Origin of the sequence: Clostridium sp. Marseille-Q2269 (assembly GCF_943736985.1) — a bacterium.
Lineage (GTDB): Bacteria > Bacillota > Clostridia > Clostridiales > Clostridiaceae > Clostridium_F.
Genome location: NZ_CALSFS010000016.1, coordinates 62,209 through 82,378, shown reverse-complemented (window position 1 = coordinate 82,378; position 20,170 = coordinate 62,209). Strand labels below are relative to the sequence as shown.

The 20,170-nt window shown below is 26.9% G+C and carries 19 protein-coding genes and 1 pseudogene; 4 read left to right on the top strand and 16 right to left on the bottom strand.

Features of this window, described 5'->3' with window-relative positions:
* Positions 1 to 559: 559 nt before the first annotated feature.
* Entirely contained in the window at positions 560 to 904 is a 345-nt protein-coding gene (locus NGI68_RS15080) for a DUF6483 family protein (protein ID WP_251862278.1), read from the bottom strand.
* Positions 905 to 1,321: 417 nt separating this feature from the next.
* Here NGI68_RS15080 and NGI68_RS15075 point away from each other — a divergent pair, with 417 nt between their 5' ends.
* On the top strand, positions 1,322 to 1,657 hold the full coding sequence (locus NGI68_RS15075) for an SdpI family protein (RefSeq protein ID WP_251862266.1): 336 nt from the start codon (positions 1,322 to 1,324) through the stop codon (positions 1,655 to 1,657).
* A gap of 271 nt (positions 1,658 to 1,928) precedes the next feature.
* On the opposite strand, the gene NGI68_RS15070 is transcribed toward NGI68_RS15075, so the two are convergent.
* Both NGI68_RS15070 and NGI68_RS15065 read right to left on the bottom strand, forming a co-directional pair.
* Positions 1,929 to 5,363, bottom strand: coding sequence for an FtsX-like permease family protein (locus NGI68_RS15070; protein WP_251862265.1), 3,435 nt, complete (start codon positions 5,361 to 5,363; stop codon positions 1,929 to 1,931).
* Between the two features lie 11 nt (positions 5,364 to 5,374).
* A complete protein-coding gene (locus tag NGI68_RS15065; protein WP_251862264.1) occupies positions 5,375 to 6,076 on the bottom strand; it encodes an ABC transporter ATP-binding protein in 702 nt (233 codons plus the stop codon).
* A 139-nt stretch (positions 6,077 to 6,215) separates the two neighbouring features.
* Here NGI68_RS15065 and NGI68_RS15060 point away from each other — a divergent pair, with 139 nt between their 5' ends.
* Positions 6,216 to 6,848 (top strand): TetR/AcrR family transcriptional regulator, encoded by a 633-nt coding sequence (locus NGI68_RS15060; protein ID WP_251862263.1) that lies wholly within the window; start codon positions 6,216 to 6,218, stop codon positions 6,846 to 6,848.
* A 223-nt stretch (positions 6,849 to 7,071) separates the two neighbouring features.
* Here NGI68_RS15060 and NGI68_RS15055 read toward each other — a convergent pair whose 3' ends face one another.
* Positions 7,072 to 7,461, bottom strand: a complete 390-nt coding sequence (locus tag NGI68_RS15055; RefSeq protein ID WP_251862262.1) for a L,D-transpeptidase — start codon at positions 7,459 to 7,461, stop codon at positions 7,072 to 7,074.
* Between the two features lie 417 nt (positions 7,462 to 7,878).
* On the opposite strand from NGI68_RS15055, the gene NGI68_RS15050 reads away from it, so the two are divergent.
* On the top strand, positions 7,879 to 8,517 hold the full coding sequence (locus NGI68_RS15050; RefSeq protein ID WP_251862261.1) for a CatB-related O-acetyltransferase: 639 nt from the start codon (positions 7,879 to 7,881) through the stop codon (positions 8,515 to 8,517).
* A gap of 238 nt (positions 8,518 to 8,755) precedes the next feature.
* Here NGI68_RS15050 and NGI68_RS17305 read toward each other — a convergent pair whose 3' ends face one another.
* Complete coding sequence (locus NGI68_RS17305) at positions 8,756 to 9,649, bottom strand: MarR family winged helix-turn-helix transcriptional regulator (RefSeq protein WP_502799398.1); 894 nt, start codon at positions 9,647 to 9,649, stop codon at positions 8,756 to 8,758.
* 459 nt (positions 9,650 to 10,108) lie between these two features.
* Here NGI68_RS17305 and NGI68_RS15040 point away from each other — a divergent pair, with 459 nt between their 5' ends.
* Positions 10,109 to 11,113: a CPBP family intramembrane glutamic endopeptidase gene (locus tag NGI68_RS15040; RefSeq protein WP_251862260.1), complete on the top strand. Its 1,005-nt coding sequence runs from the start codon at positions 10,109 to 10,111 to the stop codon at positions 11,111 to 11,113.
* A gap of 314 nt (positions 11,114 to 11,427) precedes the next feature.
* Here NGI68_RS15040 and NGI68_RS15035 read toward each other — a convergent pair whose 3' ends face one another.
* The 11 genes and pseudogenes from NGI68_RS15035 to NGI68_RS14985 form a co-directional block, all read right to left on the bottom strand.
* Positions 11,428 to 12,042, bottom strand: coding sequence for a sugar O-acetyltransferase (locus NGI68_RS15035; protein WP_251862259.1), 615 nt, complete (start codon positions 12,040 to 12,042; stop codon positions 11,428 to 11,430).
* Positions 12,043 to 12,379: 337 nt separating this feature from the next.
* Positions 12,380 to 12,565, bottom strand: a pseudogene (locus tag NGI68_RS15030) (cell wall-binding repeat-containing protein); the annotation flags it as partial.
* 27 nt (positions 12,566 to 12,592) lie between these two features.
* Positions 12,593 to 12,937 (bottom strand): cell wall-binding repeat-containing protein, encoded by a 345-nt coding sequence (locus tag NGI68_RS15025; RefSeq protein ID WP_251862258.1) that lies wholly within the window; start codon positions 12,935 to 12,937, stop codon positions 12,593 to 12,595.
* Between the two features lie 5 nt (positions 12,938 to 12,942).
* Positions 12,943 to 13,317, bottom strand: coding sequence for a cell wall-binding repeat-containing protein (locus tag NGI68_RS15020; protein WP_251862257.1), 375 nt, complete (start codon positions 13,315 to 13,317; stop codon positions 12,943 to 12,945).
* A complete protein-coding gene (locus NGI68_RS15015) occupies positions 13,310 to 13,684 on the bottom strand; it encodes a hypothetical protein (protein WP_251862256.1) in 375 nt (124 codons plus the stop codon). Before NGI68_RS15015 ends, NGI68_RS15020 begins: the two co-directional genes overlap by 8 nt.
* Entirely contained in the window at positions 13,656 to 14,543 is an 888-nt protein-coding gene (cmr6, locus tag NGI68_RS15010) for a type III-B CRISPR module RAMP protein Cmr6 (RefSeq protein WP_251862255.1), read from the bottom strand. The genes NGI68_RS15015 and cmr6 overlap by 29 nt, the downstream gene beginning before the upstream one ends.
* Positions 14,544 to 14,554: 11 nt before the next feature.
* Positions 14,555 to 14,980 (bottom strand): type III-B CRISPR module-associated protein Cmr5, encoded by a 426-nt coding sequence (locus tag NGI68_RS15005; RefSeq protein WP_251862254.1) that lies wholly within the window; start codon positions 14,978 to 14,980, stop codon positions 14,555 to 14,557.
* Between the two features lie 23 nt (positions 14,981 to 15,003).
* The gene (gene cmr4 / locus NGI68_RS15000) at positions 15,004 to 15,834 is read right to left on the bottom strand and encodes a type III-B CRISPR module RAMP protein Cmr4 (protein WP_251862253.1); all 831 of its coding nucleotides are present in this window, start codon (positions 15,832 to 15,834) and stop codon (positions 15,004 to 15,006) included.
* A gap of 11 nt (positions 15,835 to 15,845) precedes the next feature.
* A complete protein-coding gene (locus tag NGI68_RS14995) occupies positions 15,846 to 17,039 on the bottom strand; it encodes a type III-B CRISPR module-associated Cmr3 family protein (protein WP_251862252.1) in 1,194 nt (397 codons plus the stop codon).
* A gap of 16 nt (positions 17,040 to 17,055) precedes the next feature.
* On the bottom strand, positions 17,056 to 18,843 hold the full coding sequence (locus NGI68_RS14990) for a Cas10/Cmr2 second palm domain-containing protein (protein WP_251862251.1): 1,788 nt from the start codon (positions 18,841 to 18,843) through the stop codon (positions 17,056 to 17,058).
* 22 nt (positions 18,844 to 18,865) lie between these two features.
* Positions 18,866 to 20,155, bottom strand: coding sequence for a hypothetical protein (locus NGI68_RS14985; protein ID WP_251862250.1), 1,290 nt, complete (start codon positions 20,153 to 20,155; stop codon positions 18,866 to 18,868).
* Positions 20,156 to 20,170: the final 15 nt, after the last annotated feature.

Below are 20,170 nucleotides of genomic sequence, written 5' to 3'. Positions count from 1 at the left end.
TATGGTGTGTAAATCATTCTCTTAAAGCTCAATAGTAACACAAGATGCCTCTTTGTAAATTGAAAAGCAATCTTTGTAACTGCCAACTGAATATTTGTAAACCAAACGCCACCTTTATACCCGAAATGCATGTTTTGTAAATGAGATGCAGTTTTTGTAACCAACATACAGTTTGATTTTTCACATTTGTTGAAAATTTACCACCTTTGCTGCCAATCACAGAATCCATTTGTACCACTGCAGTATCAGGATTCTTCAATTATACATGTGGATAAGTATTCAAACTTATAAATGTATAGAATATTTACAATATACACAGAGGTAAATAAATAAGAGACTGTCTCACAATGCATAAAATGCAATATAAGAAGCCTCTTCTCTGTTTTATAACCAAATTTTATTTAGAATATTAATGATTTATAATATATTTGAGGCTATTTTAAAATATTTTTGTATAATAATTTAAGCTGTACCCTGTAATGTAGACACAGAAAATAGGCTGTGTTACCTTATAGGATACAGTTTACTACTTTTAATATGTAAACATATGTCTTATTTATTATTGAATTTTAAATTTTTGTATATCCTCTAATCCTTGATAAACTTCTTCTCTTGAAAAATTATTTTTACTCAATTCTTCATCACTCTTTTTTAGTAATGAATTATAAAATTCTTCTGCTGATTCATAAACTTCTGGCAAGTTATTTTTCTCTAATTCTTCAAAAATTAAGTCCTCTGCTTTGTTGTAATCTCCTGAATAAAATAATTTATTTAATATTATTTTAAACATATCAGTTGATGTCATTTGTTCAATATCAATCTTTTTACTACTTTTTTCTTTTCTACTAAACATAGTTTCTCCTAGCGCCTTTCCTAATTCTTTTATTAATTTTTCTAAATTCATACCTGCTTTATCTTTAATTCTTTCAGTAATACTTGCTATAATTGATGTACTTTTTCCTGTCTTAATTATTATCCAATTTACCATAGTTTTAAAACAATAATGTGTATTTAAATAAATAATATTTATAAAGTTAAGTCATAAATGTATAACCCCTTTTATATAAGTTTAGAATATAATATTAGTATGATATAATTTACATGTATCCTATATTAATCCGTATTTTTTGTATCCATAATTAAACTAACTGAACTTACAATAATTTTAGCCCAAAATCTAATTTAGCAAAATATAATTCCTGTGAATACTTTAACCACCACAATAAATTAAATTATATATCTTATATGTAACCATAACAAATTTATAGAATTATAACTTAAATATACTAAAATAAATATAACTTTATAAGGAGGTAATTATGTGCTTTCTTTAATAATAGCATCATTTTTTATTGTATTTGGATTTGTTTTAATAAAATATCCACCAAAACACATAAACAGTATATATGGATATAGAACACCCTTTTCTATGAAAAACAAAGATACTTGGATTGTAGCTCAAAAATATGGTGGATTTAGTATGATAATATTCGGATTTATTTATGGAATCTTTGGAGCTTGGTCAATTATTCAACCACTACCTATAAATAACGAAAACATGCAAGCATTATTTTTATTAATAGGGAGCATAATTATGTTAGTTGTAGATGAACTTCATTTGAGAAAAATATTTAATGAAAATCATATAAAAAAATAATAATATTGTTTGTTTAAAATTTATATAAATCTTATAATAAACTATATAAAAGCCACGCTAATTTTAGCATGACTTTTTATATAATGTTCTTATTCATAAAAATTTTAATGTACAAGCTACATTTAGCTTGAAAATTCCTACTCTATTCAACTTTAAAATCAATTATTCTATTGAACTCTAAACTTTCTATTCTATTGAACTTGAAACTCATTATTCTATATAATTCTAAAATTTCTATTCTATTCGATTTTAAAATCATTATTTTTAAAGGCTATTCGTTAGATTTTAATGCTTCAATCATATCAATTTTGCACAACTTCCTATGCATTACTGCCATAACAATAAGTGAGAACAAAATTGTTATAAGTCCAGAGTACACATAACTTATTACATGAATAGTTGGAGAAAACATAAGCATATCAACTTCTGCAGTTCCTAGAACAAAGCCATGAAATAGCTTACCAACTACACATCCAACTAATATACCAATGAAGGTCAAAATATTATTTTCTCTATATACATACATGGTTACCTCATTATCATAAAGACCTAAAACCTTAATAGTAGATAATTCCCGAATACGTTCAGAAATATTAATATTGTTTAAGTTATACAAAACTATAAAGGCTAATGTTCCAGCAGAAATAATTAAAACCCATACAACAACACCTAAACTATTAATACTGTCATTCATTGCATTACTAGTCTTACTTAAGAAAGTTACATTTATAACTTTATTGTACTCCATTAATTTGCTAGATATTACATTCTCTTCTTTATCACTTAAATCTCTGTTAAATAATATTAAGTCAGAATTATACTCAGGTTTTTTATTAAAAATTTTCTCATAATATGTTGGAGTTACATAAATAAAATGCATAGCATAATTCTCAACTATTTTATCAACTTTTAAAGAGAATTTTTGATTATTACTGTTTATAACTTGAAAGATATCTCCCTCTTTTAACTTAAATATCTTTGCCAATTTCTCATTTATAATAGCACCTTTATCACTAATACTATAGGTTTCTCCTGTTTTTCTATTATTAAATAAAATAAATTTATTTAAATTATCTGTGGTTTTAGGTACATCTACTTTTACTTCTTGAGCATTAATACCATTTTTTATAACCTTCATAGATTGCTGAGAAATAGTTAAGCGCTGTTTATAACCGGAAATTTTCATTAATTCATTTTCGTACTGTTCATTATCCTTTTGGGTAGCATCCTTATTATAGGTAACAATTCCTTGATAGTGCCATAACTTATTAAATTGAATATTTATAACATCGCTAATTGAATCACGCAATCCAAATCCTGTAACAATTAAAGCCATGCATCCTGCAATTCCAAACACTGTCATAAGCATTCTTTGTTTATATCTAAATAGATTACGAATGGTTACTTTCTTATTAAAATTCAACCTATCCCATATAAATGGAATTCTCTCTAACAAAATTCTTTGCCCTGCTTTTGGTGTCTTAGGTCTCATTAAAACTGCTGGTTCACTAAATAAATCTACTTTTAATACCACCAATGCAGACATTAATGTACATATTAAAGAAACCACAATAGATTGAATAGAATAGCTCCAATAGTATGTAATAATAACAGGTGGTAAGTTATACATAGAACCATAGGCATTAAAAATTACATTTGGAAAAACATTAAATCCAAGGAATAGTCCTAAAATACTTCCTATTAAACTAGCAGAAGTTGCATAGATAATGTATTTCTGGGCTATTTCTAAATTTGAGTATCCCAATGCCTTTAATGTACCAATTTCTCCACGTTTTTCGTCCACCATTCTGGTCATAGTAGTTAAACTAACAAGAGCAGCTATCATAAAGAAAAACACAGGAAATACTGTAGCTATAGAAGATATTCTCTTAGCATTTTCATTAAATTCTTCATACCCTGGATTATCTTCTCTGTCAAAGAAATAGTAAGTTGGCTCTTTTAAATTTTTCAACTTATTTTCTTCGTTTATTATCTTCTTTTTACCATCTTCTAATTTTTTTGTTTCCTCTTTTATTTTATTCTCTCCATAAGATAAATCTTTTTCCCCATTTTTAAGTTCCAAAGCTGATTGATTTAACTTTTTTTCTCCATCTGTTTTCCCTTGTTCTAATTTATCTTTTCCTTCTTTTAGGGCTTTTTCTCCATTTATTAATTGATTTTTTGCTTCAGTAATCTTAATGGATCCTTCATTATATTTAGATAATCCTTCTTCATATTGCTTTTTCCCTGTATTATAGGGTTTTAATACTGATATTAATTTTCCTAAAGATTGAGATTTCCCTTCTGCCTGACTTCCAGCATCTTTAAGCTGAGATGCAATACCCATAGACATCATACGATTGTTTTCATTCATTGTAACTTTTGATAGTGCTTTTATTCCATCTTTAGCTTTACTTAAGTCTTCAATAGGATTGTTTAATTGAGAAATCCATCCATCAATCTTATGCTGTGAAATTTTAGTACCATTACCAGTGGATTCAATAGTAGATGTCATATCTGAGGCTACAGAATTTAATGAAGTAGAAAAATTTTTTATGGATGTATACTTTTGTTCAAGTTCATTAACATCAGTATTAGGGTCCAATCCACCTTGTTGTAATTTTTTAGCTCCATTTTCTAGGTCTATTTTTGATTTATCTAAAATGGCCTTTGAATTAGCTAATTCTTTCTCTTTATCCTGAAGCTGTTTTTTACCATTTTCAAGTTTTTTAGAATTAGCTTCTAATTGATTTTCCCCATTTTTAATCTTTTCATTATATTGAATTTTTCCTTTTTCTAACTGTTTTTTACCATCCTCTAACTTTTTACGTCCATTTTCTAAATCTATTTTAGCCTTTTGTAATTTTTCTTCACCAGTTACTATCTTATTCTTAGCATCTTTAATGGTTTCTTCCGCTTGCTTTTTTATTTCGATTAATCTTTCCTTTGGTCTAGTTTTAAAGTTTGATTTTAATTTACCTTTATTTGAAGCCACTTTTTCATTATAAGAACTTGAATATGCTTGTTCTTTATCAATATTCTTATATTTTAAATACACTTCAGTGTAAGATTTCATATTAAAATCTTTTTCTGATATAACAGCAAAGTAATCAATAGACCCTTTGCCCACATTTGTGTTTCCCCTAGCAATATTTTCAATATACATAGGTGAATTAACAAAACCTACTATCTTATATGTTGTAGTATTAAAATTTTCATTTTCATCACCTTTTTCGTCTATTTTAAAGGTATCTCCTATTTTATACTTCTTATATGAATCAGCTTTATTGTCTAGAGCAATTTCCCCACTTTTTTGGGGCAATCTTCCTTTTACTACTTCATAATCATTTATATGTTTATTTTTATTTATATCGTAAGAATAAAAGCGTACTACCTGGTTGTCCTTTGACAAATTTACATCTTTAGTATATAAAGTTTCAAAATCTAAAATGTTTTTATCATGTTTTAATATATCTATATCTTTGTTAGCTATTCCCAATGTGGAAACAACCTTTGTATCCATTAAATTCTTCTTTAAATAATATTTATCTGCAGTATTAACCATATCTGGACTAGTTGCTTTAATTCCACCATAAAAGCATACCCCCAGTAAGATTATACCTAAAATAGAAAAGAAACGTGCTTTAGAATTTAATATTTCTCTGAGACTGTTTTTTTGTAAGGCTTTCCTTTTTGTTTTTTTCATTTTTATGCTCCTTACCATGAAATATCTTTAATAGGAATAGGATTGGAATTTAGTTCCACACTACGAACTTTCCCATCATTAATTCTAATAATTTTATCAGCCATAGGAGCAATTGCAGAATTATGTGTAATAACAATAGCCGTAGTTCCTGTTTTTCTACAACTATCCTGGAGCAACCTTAAAATTTGTTTACCTGTTTCATAATCTAAAGCCCCTGTTGGCTCATCACATAATAGCAATTTAGGATTTTTTGCCAAAGCTCTGGCTATGGCAACACGCTGCTGTTCTCCACCGGAAAGCTGAGCAGGGAAATTTGATTTTCTATGTTCTAATCCAACCTGTTTTAAAACATAATTCACATCTAAAGAATTAGGACAAATTTCACAAGAAAGTTCTATATTCTCTTTTGCAGTTAGGTTTGGGACTAAATTATAAAATTGAAAAACAAATCCAATATCATGTCTTCTGTAGGTAGTTATTTCTTTCTTGTTTAATTTAATAATATCTACTCCATCAACTATAACTTCCCCACTATCATATGTATCCATACCACCTAGAACATTAAGCAATGTAGATTTTCCTGCTCCACTTGCTCCTAAAACAATAACAAATTCTCCTTTATCAATTTCAAAATTAATATCTTTATTTGCATAGATTTCATTATTTCCAACTATAAATTTTTTTGTTCCATTTTTTACACGAATAAAGCTCAAAATTTTTCACCTATCCTTTATCAATTGTCTAATTTAAAGTAAACAACTTTATTCCTTTAATAGACACTTGTTTATTTTCTTATGTATAGATATTATAATAGAAGGACATGCATTTTTTCAATGATCAATGTTATTAGAAATGTTTAATAATGAACACTTTAATGTGTTAGTGTTGAGAAAGGTAGTGAAAATTTTGAAAAAAGAAGATCGTCGCGTAAGAAAAACAAAAAAAGCATTAAAAGATGGAATGATGAATTTATTGAAATATAAAAAAGTAAATGATATTTCTGTAAAGGAATTAACAGATCTTGCAGATATACATAGGGGGACTTTTTATATTCATTATAAAGATATTTATGATTTATATAAAGAAGTGGAAGAAGAATTATTTTTTGAAATTGATAAAATATTTCGTGATCATAGCCCTATTAATTCAGAAGAAAACTTATTTGAAACCCTACTTTCATTTAACCAATTTGTATATAATAGGTTAGAAAACTGTAATACTTTTTTCAATAGTCCCACTGGATTTGATAAAAAATTAATTCACCACTTACAAAAAGAATATGCTGAAACATTTATTACATCATCATGGAATAACATTAAAGAAGAAGATTTATCTTATATATGCGATTACATAATTTCTGGTTGTATGGCCATAACGAACCGTTGGATTCTTGAAGGGAAAAAAAACACTCCGGAAGAAATAACTAAAAAAATGATCTCTATTTCTTTAAATGGATTAGGCTCATTAAATTCTACTAATACTTAAATTAACTTGTTGTGCTAGTTAATTTGAGCTTGCAAAATCATATTTTACACATTGAACCAACGCTAAATCAACTGACAGTAATATTGGCTGAAAATTCAACTTAGTACAATAGATTAGATTATATACAATTTATTCTTATATATAAAAATAATTACACCTTCAATTAACTAAATTAAATTTTAGCTCACTGAAGGTATATGAAAAAAATTATAAATATATAAAATTATATTATTGTAACTGTTGTGCCTATGGGGACAAGATTACTTAGCTCAATAACTTGATTATTATACATTCTTATACATCCATTAGATACGCTCTTTCCAATAGATGAAGGATTATTTGTGCCATGAATTCCATAGTCTCCATAAGGAGCATTTAATCCTAACCATCTTGCACCAAAAGGGCCTCCTGGATTTATAGCCCGATTGATTATTTTAAAAGTTCCCTTAGGTGTTGGGGTAGCTGGTTTGCCAACGGCAACCTTATAAGTTTTGTAAACTTTATTATCCTTAAACAAAGTAAGTGTGTGTGCTTTAGTGTTTATAAGTATACGATACACTGCTCTATAATATTGTCTGTAATCCTCTGGATATGGATATAAATAATAAAACATTAATCATTTCTCCTAATATAACTATATAAACAGGATATTCATACTTCTATACATAAGTGACCATTTTCTATATATTCCCAATCCAGTCATTTATAATATAACTGCTTATAGTAATTAAAGTTATCTTACAAAATAATGTTTTCCACATTAAGCCAAGGATAAATCAACTGTAAGTAAGATTTTCTGAAAACTTAACTTAAGAAAATATGTGCCCTAAAGTTTTTTTAACTAGAACAATAGATAAATATCCATTATGCCATAATTATTTGTGTGTGAACTTTATAATTAAGGTATTTTAAAATAATTAAAAACTTAAAATAAATTATATAAGTGGTATTTAAAAAGTAATATTTTAAATAAATACATTGTAACAATGGCATAGTCATGAAGATATTATATATAAAGGAGATGGTTAAGGTGACTATTCCAAATTTAAATAAGTGTTATCCAAGAACTATTGATTATCATACAGTTTATCTTAAAAATGTAATTAGTGGAGAGAACATAGAAATAGGAGATTATACAATATATAATGATTTTCATAATAATCCAAGGGACTTTGAGAAAAATAACGTAATGTACCATTATCCTATAAACAAAGATAAATTAATTATAGGGAAGTTTTGTTCAATCTCTTGTGGTGCAAAATTTATTATGAATTGTGGGAACCATACATTGAAATCCCTATCTACCTATACCTTCCCTGTTTTTGGCGATGAATGGGATGAAACATTAAACCCAAAAGATGCTTGGGACAACAAAGGAGATATAGTAATCGGAAATGATGTGTGGATAGGATATGAAGCTATAATTATGTCCGGTGTAAAAATTGGAGATGGTGCAATTATAGGAACTAGAGCAGTGGTAACCCGAGATGTTCCACCCTATAATATTGTTGCAGGAGTACCAGCAAAAACCATAAAAAAAAGGTTTAATGAGGATACAATAAATAAACTATTAAAAATCAGATGGTGGGATTGGCCATGTGAAAAAATCAAAGAAAATATTAAACACATTGAATGTGGAGATATTGATAAATTAGTTCATAAATTATAAACAGAAATAAAAATCTAAAAATAGAACTTTAATAAAAACACCCCAATGTTCCTGTATAATACACTATGAACAGATTTTTTATCTGTGTACTTTGATATAGAGTATCATATATGAGCTTTAGGGTGTTTTATACTAACAAATGAATTACTACTCCATGAGTTTTTACTTATTTTTTCTTCACGGTCAAATGCACTTTATTATGCTGGCGCCTTCATATATTTCTTTAAAATTATGGGTACTAGTCTTCTTTTTTATCCTTTTGGGAATCCTGTAATTTAGTATGTTCTTCATTGATTTTATCTTCTTCATGAAAAGATATTTCATTCTGTGGATCTGAATCAAACGCCCTATGATCATAATCTTTTTTTTGGTCACCCTGATTACCGAAGAATCCACCAGCAAAAGGAAATTTTTTGCCATTTTTCTGTTCTTGCTTCATAGTCTCGTCATGATTGTCATCTCCATTACCTGCAGAATGCTTATTAGATGGATTCTCTCCATGACCTTCAAATGGATTTCCACCATGTTCATGACCTGCGAAATAATTGTGGAATGTATTTTCCTTATTTTCATGTCCTCCAAATGGATTACCACCATGTCCAAGGCCCCCCAATGGATTGCCTCCACGTCCAGGCCTTCCAAAATGATTATGGAATGGATTCCCTCTGTGCCCATGCATATGAACATCATGTTCATCAATATCTCCAAGTTCTTCTTCTAGTGATTTTATAATACGTTGAAGATAAACATTTAAATTATTTTGTTCTTCCTCATTTAAGCACTGGAATAAGTTCCTAAAATCTAATTCCTCAACTGTAGCTTGTTTTCCTTCTTCAGTAAGCTTAATATTAATAACCCTTCTATCTTTTTCTGATGGTGTACGAGTTATATATCCTTTTTTCTCTAACTTGGAAAGAAGTTCTCCTAAAGATTGTGGACGCATATCCAAAAGATAAGACAAATCTTTTTGAGTAATTTCAGGTTTCATCTTTAATATGGCAAGTACTCTTCCTTGCCCTCTTCTTGGATTGCCAATAGGCCCATGATTCATAAAATTTTGTTGATTATATCTATGAAGTAACCATTGAATACGGATAAACTGCTCCATTAAATCCATATCATTTCCATCCATATAGAATTCCTCCTTGTATTTTATCTTAAAATTGAAAGGTACCTTATGATTTTTTATACTAACTTATTTTTGAGGATGGTGCAGCTCTTTTTATATAGAATTTTTTAATAATTATATTAAATTTATGCATGTATTATATAAAAAAAGTATAAAGTAAGAGCTAGACAAATACAAAGTTATTCTTACTTTATACTTTTTTCTTACAATATTTATAAAAGTGATAGTTAGTTATTACTATTCCAAGCATCATAATAACTACTTGACTTAAGATAATAAAACTATAGTATTTTTTATAGATAAAAATACTGAAATTTTAAAAAGTTTTCCATGGAAATAAAAATATAATGCTCCTGTGATTATTAATTTTATGGTAAAAATATGTTATAATTACTATTGTTATCCAGTAAAATTTATAAAAAGGTTTCAATTATTTAAAATTTATATTTATGGAGGTATATAATGTCTGAACACAATATTTCTAAAAGGGAACTTATTTTATTTTTTATAATCAACTTTGGTCTTGTTGTCATAATGGGAATTTTTATGGCATTTGCATATGGAAAATCCTCAGTAGATGCATTTCCACTAGTACAAATGTATTATCCTGCCACAGGTGTAATAATGAGTTTATTATTAAATAAATCCCTGGGTAAAAAATTACCCTTAAAATTCTTTTATACTTTCTTATTTTTTACCATTACATCTATTCTATTTCTTTTAGTGATGACATTAGGTTTTCACAAAGATCCAAATATTCCTTTATTACTGTGGTGCTCACTTGAAAGCATTGTATTAATAATTATGTACTTTGTTGATAATGGAGAGAATTTAGATAAATTTGGTCTAACTTTTAATAAAAACTTAAAGGAATCCATTTTATGTTGTATACTATTTTTAGTTTTGTATTTATTAACAGTATTTTTAAGTTCAATAACCAGTGGTAAACTTAATGAATCTATAGCTATTTTTAAAGATATAAAAAAATTGATTTCTATATTTCTTATGCCTATTTCTTTTATATTTACCTTTGCTCCTTTTTTGGGAGAAGAATATGGATGGAGATATTTTCTTCAACCTGCCCTTCAAAAAAGATTTGGTAAAATAAAAGGAGTTATTATTTTAGGACTTATTTGGGGTATATGGCATCTACCATTAAATATTATGTTTTATAGTCCAAAGACCTCTTTTCTTTCTATTATAAATCAATTAATTGTTTGTATTGCTTTGGCTATATTCTTTGGATTTGTATATATGAAAACTGAAAATATATGGGCTGTTTGTATGCTTCATTTTATGAATAATAATATGCTTGGTATTCTTTCTGGATCTGATGGAAGTAATATTGTTCTTACTTGGAAATTAGTATTAATAAGTTTAGTTTGTTATTCTATAGTATATGTACCTTTCTTATTTACTAAAGAATATAGACAAAAAGAAATAGAACCAAATAATTATAACCTGTAAAGAACTACTTTAATAATATTAAAGTATCTACAAAATATATGAAATGAACTGAGACATGATATAAAAAAATAGAACCTTTATAGTTCTATGTAATATAGATTTACTAATATATACTGTAACAATTTATGGGGCTGTGGCAATAAGAATAATTTGTACAATAATAGTGCATGAACTTTAAAGTTACAAAACTATATATTAGTGTTAAATTCTTTAATTCCACAGTCCCCTTTATATATTTATAAAAAATCTAAAGGCATAAACAATTTATAAAAAGTATGCATTTATTAAAGATAATAGAAGTGAATAAACTATTATTAATCTTTATAATCATCAACATCAAATTCATAATTTTTATAATAATACTTACGATCTTTTTCTGTAATTTCACGAATAACTTTGCATGGATTTCCTACTGCTATCATATTATCTGGAATATCTTTTGTAACAACACTTCCTGAGCCAACAACAACATTATTTCCAATATGAACCCCTGGATTTACAACAACATTTCCTCCTAGCCACACATTATCTCCTATTGTTATCCCTATACCATATTCATATCCAGAATTTCGTGAATGAGGATGTATTGGATGACCTGCTGTGTATAAAGAAACATTTGGAGCAAATTGTACATTATTACCTATGATAACTTTTCCCACATCTAAAATTGTACAATTATAATTTGCAAAAAAATTATGGCCAACTTCAATATTCTTTCCATAGTCACAATGAAATGGGGCTTCTATATTTACATCTTTACCTACTTTTCCAAGGATATCTCTTATTAAATTATTGATTTTTTCCCATTCATCTGGCAAGCAATGATTATATTCATAGTTCTTCTTTTTATTCTCCATTCGTTCTTCTGGCAAACCATCTAACCCTGCTTTATATGGAAGGCCAGCCAACATTCTATCTTTTTGATTCATAATTGTCCCCACCTTCTTATTAAATTTATGATTATTGAAACTTGAGTTCTCTACTTAAATACATCTCATGTTAATGTTCAACTGAAATGACAGAAATAGATTTAGAATTGCTAATTAAATTTAAATACATCTCATGTTAATGTTCAACTAGATATTTTAGAGATGTAGAAGAAATAGACAAGCTATTTAAATACATATCATGTTAATGCTCAGCAGTATTTATTCAATAAATTTTTCATTTTATGCTTAAATACATACTATTATTTATTATTATTTAAAAGTTGAAGTTATTGGTTAACTCAACACCAATAAACTCCAACTTTTGTCTAGTTTAATTCTATTTTTTATAATTATCAATTACACTTACTCCACCTACTAAAGATACTTTCTCACATCCAGTTGAATTTATAAAATCTTTTGCATCTTTTCTCATTCTATATGGAGCTAATACCAGAGGTGAATTAGTTGATAATGCTAAAACTGATGCACTTAAAGCATCTGGGAAATTTTCTCCACTAGATACGTAAGTGTGATTAAAATTTAGTACGTCTTAAAAACCTCTAAGTACTTCTAAATTAGTGTCATATCTGTCTTTACCGCCTACTCTAATAGCATTGAACTGATTTTTAATTTTATCAGATACAACAGAGCTTCCACCAATTATAAAAATTTTATTCTTAGGGAAATTAGTTACCTCATAGTTTGGCATCTTATCCCTATCAGTCAGTAGTATAGGCACACCTAATGAGGATGCTGCAGTAGATGCTGAAAGTGCATCTGGAAAGTTATTTCCGTTAACTACAATAAACCCATCTTTCTTACCAATATCATTTGCTACTTTATTGCAGGTATCATATCTATCATTACCCGCTAATCGTACTACATTTGTAGTCAACTCTCTTAGTGTACCCTCATACTTTTTGATACAACTGAAGTACCTCCAACTATTATAGCCTTTTTAATGCCACCATGATATATATAACTTTGTTGTTCTCCTGTTAATTCCTTATTAACTAGCATTAAAGGTGCTTTATACTTCTTAGCTAAAGGTGTAGCTGATATGGCATCTGGAAAATTCTCTCCATTTACTATAATTACTGTATCTGGAGTATTAAATTTCTTTAGTACCTCTAAGTTTGTTTTATACCTATCAACACCATGTATCCTATTAACTAACATATGTTCTTCTACTGTACCTAAATAATTACTTAACTCCTTGGAATTTATCTCCCAATCACAAATACCATGATGAATTAGCTTATTATTCTCAATCATTGTTATTGTTTTTATACAAATACTTTCCCATTTCATATTCAGCTAATTGAATTTTAACTAATAATCCACCAATCGTTGTAAAATTGCATGGATTATCTTTAGATATTTTAGGGAATCTTTGTTTATACCATTTCCTAGTTAATACGCCATTTTTATTTATTTCCTTAATAGCCTCTTCTATTTCTTCATAGGTAACTTTCTTTTGATTTGCTTTTCCAATCCTATAATAAAATCCATCTTCCATTATTTTTAATACTTCAGTTTCCTTAGTAGGTTTTTGGATTTTCATTCCAACAATAATGAGTTTATTATGTTTTTTATGTTCATAATAAATACCTCTAATACTTAATAAATTCAAGTCTTCCATAACCTACATTGGTCTTAGCTCCAATTCCAACATCTAAAAGAATCTGTTTAAACAGTTTCTTTTTCACTTCTGAAGTTATTTCATCATTAAACTTTTTAAGATTAAATCCAAAACACCAGACCACATTAGGCATTACTTTTAAAAATTTAATAGGATTAGGTTCTTTAAATTTATCTTTTTCTTTGCCATGAGGAGTTATATAATCTTCTCCAAGCAAGTTCTTCCCCTTAACATTTTCCATTTGTTTTGCAGTAGCATCAATATCAATTGTAGCCCCTAAAAATATATCTCTTTTATTCATTGGCATACAAATATAATTTTCATCATTTTCTTTAAATTTACCATCAAATATATTATTAGTTAATTCTTCAAAATGAAATTCTTCATTAAATTCAATATTTTCTTTTTTCATTACTTCTTTTAAAGTATCTTCTATATAGCTTTTTTTCTCCTTAATTAATTTTTCATCATCTTTTTCGTTATAAAAAACATTTCTAAGCACTCCTTTAACTGATGATCCATTTATAACGGGAAGTCCTGTTGTATAATCAAATTCTAACCCCAATTTAAACTCTTCTTTTTCTTTTAATATATGACTATATCCTGTACCTATTATAAGTCCTGGATATGTAATTTTAAAATAAATTTTTTCTGTATATAATTTATCTTGAATTTCTTTCATAAATTCAAATTTATTATTTTTCAAAACATCTATGTTACTGCCATTTAGTATTTCTTTATTAATTTTTATTACTGGATTTTCTTCTTTTTCATATTCTTCATTTTCTACCTTACATTTATTTATATACTCATCTGTAAAGTATTTTCTATAATATAAATATCCTATATTACTGTTCATTACTTACTCACCTAACTTTCACTATTTTCTGTGAACTTAAATACTCTCATTCCTAGCTTAATAGCTATAGCTGCATTTATTACTTCCTCTTCAGTTTGTTTATTATTATTTTCTAGTATATATTTCAAAAGAGTTTCACTATCGTTTTCTAATCCTTTAGCTTTATATATAATATCTAAAATTAATTCTGTTAATGCTTTTTTATCTGATTTAGAACTTGAATCATCTGCTTGAAAAAAAGCTACTGTAGATAACAAACCACTTTGAATTATACTTGCTCCAAAATTTGAGATATACCCTTTGTATTCCTTGGGAATTTCTTCAAATATCTTCCCCTCTTTTTTGTCACCTTTTCTTAAAAATTTATTTTCTTTTATAAATTTGTCTATTAAATCTATAGCAATTGGTATTTGTTTTTCTATTTTCCTCTTATTCATTCAAGTACCTTCTTTCCAATCTATTAAATAGATTCTATATCGCAATACCCGTATCCAATAGTAGCATTACCACCTATTTGAACTGGTTCTTCTCCTTCTATCTTTTTAAATTCATCTTTGTGTTCTTTCCCTAAAATTACGCCAAAGTAGAATTTAGTTTCTCTTGGTACAACTTCTTCGTACCATAGATTTTTGCTTTCCCCATTGTCAAGCTTATTTCTTGCTATAACAGGCAATCTACCTACTATCTGACTAAAACTATTATCATCTATTAAAACTAAATTTTCTCCGAATATTTTTTTTATTTTATCTTCATTTTTAAATGCTATTTTTTTAGTTAAAGTAATATCAATTTCTTCTATCGTTAACTGGTCTTCTTGTTTTATAACAATATTCTTATTGAAGTTTTTTAAAATCCATACGCAATTTTTATTTTCATTTGCTACTTCTTCAAGTTTTTTTAAATCATCTTTTAAATCCTCTTTGCACTCTTTTTCAAGTTGAAAATTTTCTATAAATCCTAAAAAATCTTTTATTATTCTTGGACAAGTACCTCTAAAAAATGGTTTAACATTACTTCTTACTGGAATTGATAAAAGAGAAGCCCCCAAAAGCTTGTACTTTCCTATTCCTTCTTTTTCATCTCCGAAAATATACTTAATTGCTTCAGTTTCACTTTTTTCAGGATCTAAAAAACTTCTTAGACTTCCTTTTAAACTAGAAGAATTAATGGTTGGAAATCCTGTTATCACATCTCTTTGTACTTGATTATCTATAAGAGTATAACTTGCATCTCCACTACCAACATGCATATTGGTTAAACATCTTATTGTATATATTTTGAAATTATCCATTCTAAATCCCCCTAAATAAATATGTTATATCCTATCTTTTGAAATTTACTATTATTTATATTTTCTATTAATTTGTCATAATTATCTTTAGCAGCAAACAAAACTGATCCTTTTTCTAAGAGAGAATATTTAGATTCACTCCTATCAAATCTATTATAATAATGCTTATTTTTATTTTTGCAATAATTATCGCTACATAGACTCTTAAAATCTATCTTAGTTGAAATAGCATAACTACAATTTTTTTCATAAATATCTTTTGATATATACGTATCTGATAGTAATATTATTTTATATACTTGTTTTGCTTTTTTAATTTCTTTCTCATTATTAGGCAGTGATATTCTTTCCTTTATAGTAAAACCATTCTTTTCTTTATCTATAAACCTTATCTTATCCTTAATATTAAAATTAACTTTTTCAAAGGATATAAAAAAGTGACTTCCTTCTCCACCTAAAGTAATTATGTTTTTATGATTTTCAAAAGTAAATTCTTCCTCTTCTACATCTAAAATAAAAGCAAAACATTTATCCGCTCTTCCATATTTACTATCATAGCTAAACTTATATTTTTCTAATCTAAATAAAGAATTGGCTTCTGTTTTATGATTTTTATCTAATCTTATACCTATAGAACAATCCTTTATAAAAACTTTATTTTTGTCTACAATATGTCCTGTTTCAATATCTATAAAATCTTCTGATAAGCCCTTTTTAGCATCAAAATCTATCGGAAGGTAAACTTCTTCTGCAAAATTAGTTTTAACTTTTAAACAATTATCCTTATCATCATTAAATCTAAGTGGATTATATTTATCAGAATTATTATTTAAATTGTGATCTTTTGGTATCCTAATTAAAAACTTATCACTACCTTTAGTTTCTTCTATTATAAAAACTGGAGATATGCCATTTACAATACCAAAATCTTGGTTTTCACCTGCTATACTAAAACTTTCCTTACCTACTAATTTATGATTTTTTTTCTTTTCATGGTCATAATAATCCCATTTTTCTTTTAAATAGCCATGCAAAACTAATAGCTCTTTTCTAATCATTCCTAGAATTGATGTTTGCTGTGGAAATTCTCTTGACTTAACTATATTATTTTCTAGTGATCCTTTTCCATCATTAAAACCAAACCCCTTTTCCCCACCAAAGAAAAAAGAATCTGCTGGCTTTAATTTAACTAAGTATCTGTTCATTTTTTCACCTCTCTTTTTAATCATCTTTATTTATATCCTCATCCATAAATCTAATAAATCTTAAATAAGTATATATTTGTTCTATACATTTATTTTTATCTCCATCAGTTTTGGCTTCACTATAAATCTTCCATATGAATTTTTTCAAATCGCTTAGATATGTTTTTATAGGTTCAGTTTTATGGACTTTTTCATCAAAATTGTTATCAAAATAATTTTGTAGTAAATCTTCACTTTCTCCAATCTTATTTAATATAACCTTATCTCTCATAAGCTTAAAATGTATGGCCTTTAGATAGTTATTAATCTTTTTATTTTTACTATCTAAACAAATTACTTTTTTAAACAAGTTTTTAAATTGATAATAAGACTCAGTTTTTTTTCCTACTACTGTTCCAAATGATTGTCCACTACTTTTTATTACTTTAAAAGCTATAGCATTTTTTTCTTTACCATTAAATTTATAGTTTTTAGCCTTATTAAAAAGCAACTCACGTGCTTCGTCTAAAGCATAATACAGTGGACATTTATGATGTACTATAGCAACTCCAAAGGATGTAGTAGGCTTTTCCTCTTCATCTTTTGGCTTATCAGAGTTTGCCATAATATCTTGTCCTGCATTAATATTTTTGTTAAATACATCTGACAAACCATCTATCAGATTAAAAATATCATTGCTTTTTTCATCACCACTCTCTTTGCTTTTGCCTTCAGTATTCCTTTTTATTACAGGAGCTATAAAAAGTAAATCATCTCCACCAGCATAAACTGTAAATCCATCATATTCTTTAATTTTTTCATGGGATTTTTTATCATATTTTAATAGGTTACGTGAAAAATCCTTATAATCTTTATATATATCCTCTTCGCCATTGCGAATTTTAAATGTATCTATCATTTTTCCCATAGAATCCCCATCTACTTGAACTACAGCTACGTATTCATTGGCTTTTATTAATTGATCCTTTAACTTTTCATCTCTTAATTTCTTTTTTATATCCTCATCTTCATTTGGAAAATCAGCATTGTTAATTTCATCCAATGCTATTTTAAAAAGACATGGATACTCTTCTTTTTTACCTTTTTCCCCATAAGCATCCATTGATAAAAAGTGACTTTTAAATGACTCTTCCTTTAATTTCTTATTGCTTAAAGTTTTTAAAAGATAATTATCTTTCATTCCTTTATTATTTAAAATTTTCTCTCTAAGCTCTAAACCATCTAAAGCTCTATTAACTTTAAATATAATATTATTTTGGCTTTTTTGTTTATCCTCTTTTTCACTTAAATCCATATGTATTTCTAAATAATATATTTTTAAAAAATCTTTTATATTAGCTTTAATTTTTTCTCTAGATTTATCTTTGCATATATCATAATTTTCTATTTCTAATACAATATTATCTATAACTTCATCTATAGATTCTTTAACTAAATTAAAATCTCCATCTTCTGATTGAAAGATAAACCTATCATGGAATAACCCTACTTCTTGTGCTGATTCGTTAGTTTTTTCATTGCTTTTATTATAAATATCTTTATCTTCGCTTTTATTTAGTTCTTTTGAAATATCCTTAATACATGGAAGTATAAATCTATCTTTCAGCTTTTCGTTTTTATTTTCTTCCTTATTACATTTTCTATCTTTAACTATTAGTGTTTTTATTATATTTTTCATAATATAGGAAAACAAATAACTTCTTGCCCATAATTCACCAGTTTGTTTTGCATTACTAATAGTTTCAATTATTGGGCCAATTGTTAATCCTATATAACTTTTCTTATTTTGTGTCAATTGTTTCACCTACCTATTTTACATTTATACGTTAAATTAATTTTAATTTTTTCATTGTATCAAAATCCATAGCCTCTGCTATAGTGCATACACACTCTTTATTAAAATTTTTGTTATTATCCTTATTATTTTTATAGCTAGTCTTTTTTATATTAGAATTTGTAGATTCACTATCCCTAGTATGGTTTTCACAACTAGTACTTTCTATTTCTCCCTTATCTTTAATAAATTTGATAAACTCATTTATATTGAATACTTCGCAAACATCTTCACTGCTTGCTATTTTCAGCGTATTTAATTGAATTTTATCTACATTTTTTTGATTAATCCATTTTCTAATCTTAAATGTTTTATTAAAAAATTCTTTTGGTATATCATTCGCCTTTATATATATTTCAAAATCTCCATTCTTATCTTTTAAAGGCTTAAAGAATATAGGCGATTTCATTCTCTCTATCTTATCTTCTTTTTTACCAATACATTCTTTTTTCACATTAAATTTTTTTCCGCTCTTCTCTTCCCATCTTTCATCTACTGACAATCCCAATAAATCTTTAATTAAATATATATTTTCCACTGACTCTTTTTTACCATAAACAAACTTATTCCTTATGGTATCTTTTTCCCACTTAATACCTTTACTTCGGAAAAATTCTTTTATATATGGGGTTCCACTTTTTTCTTCACTTCTTATCCTTCTATATAAATCGTCTATTTTATTAAACATCTCTTGCCATAAATCATTTTCGTTTTTATATTTTTTCTTATAATTTATCTTAATCTTATTTTGAAACCATTTTTCCCCATTAATAAACTGATTTTCTAAATCGTTTTTTATATAAAATGATCCAAATCCTTTATTTTGTCTTGTTCCAAAATTATTAAAACAAAAAAATTTTTCTATATTTTCTTTTATTCCATCTATTAATTTTTCATGAAATGTAAAAAACTCTAAAATTATATCTTCATTTGTAAAAATCCCATTCTCTTTTCCACCGTTCATTCCACCAGCAAAATACAGTTTTTTCATAGCCCCTTTTATATTTATTTTTCGTATTTTATCAGGATATTTCACATATATCCTCAATTTATAATCAAAAGCTTCTTTTCCATTAAACTCTTCTATTTTATCTTTTTTATCAGCCTTATATCCTATTAAATATTGCTTGTACTCATCAAATTTATTATTAAAAACATACTCTATTAAAAACTTATCTAACTTAGGCTTAACCTCTGTTGCTCTTAAAATCGCCCCTGGTTGTTCTGATTGAAAATGTATAAGTGGAGTATGTTGTTTTAATTCAATCTTAAATTTTGCCATAAAATACCCTCCTTT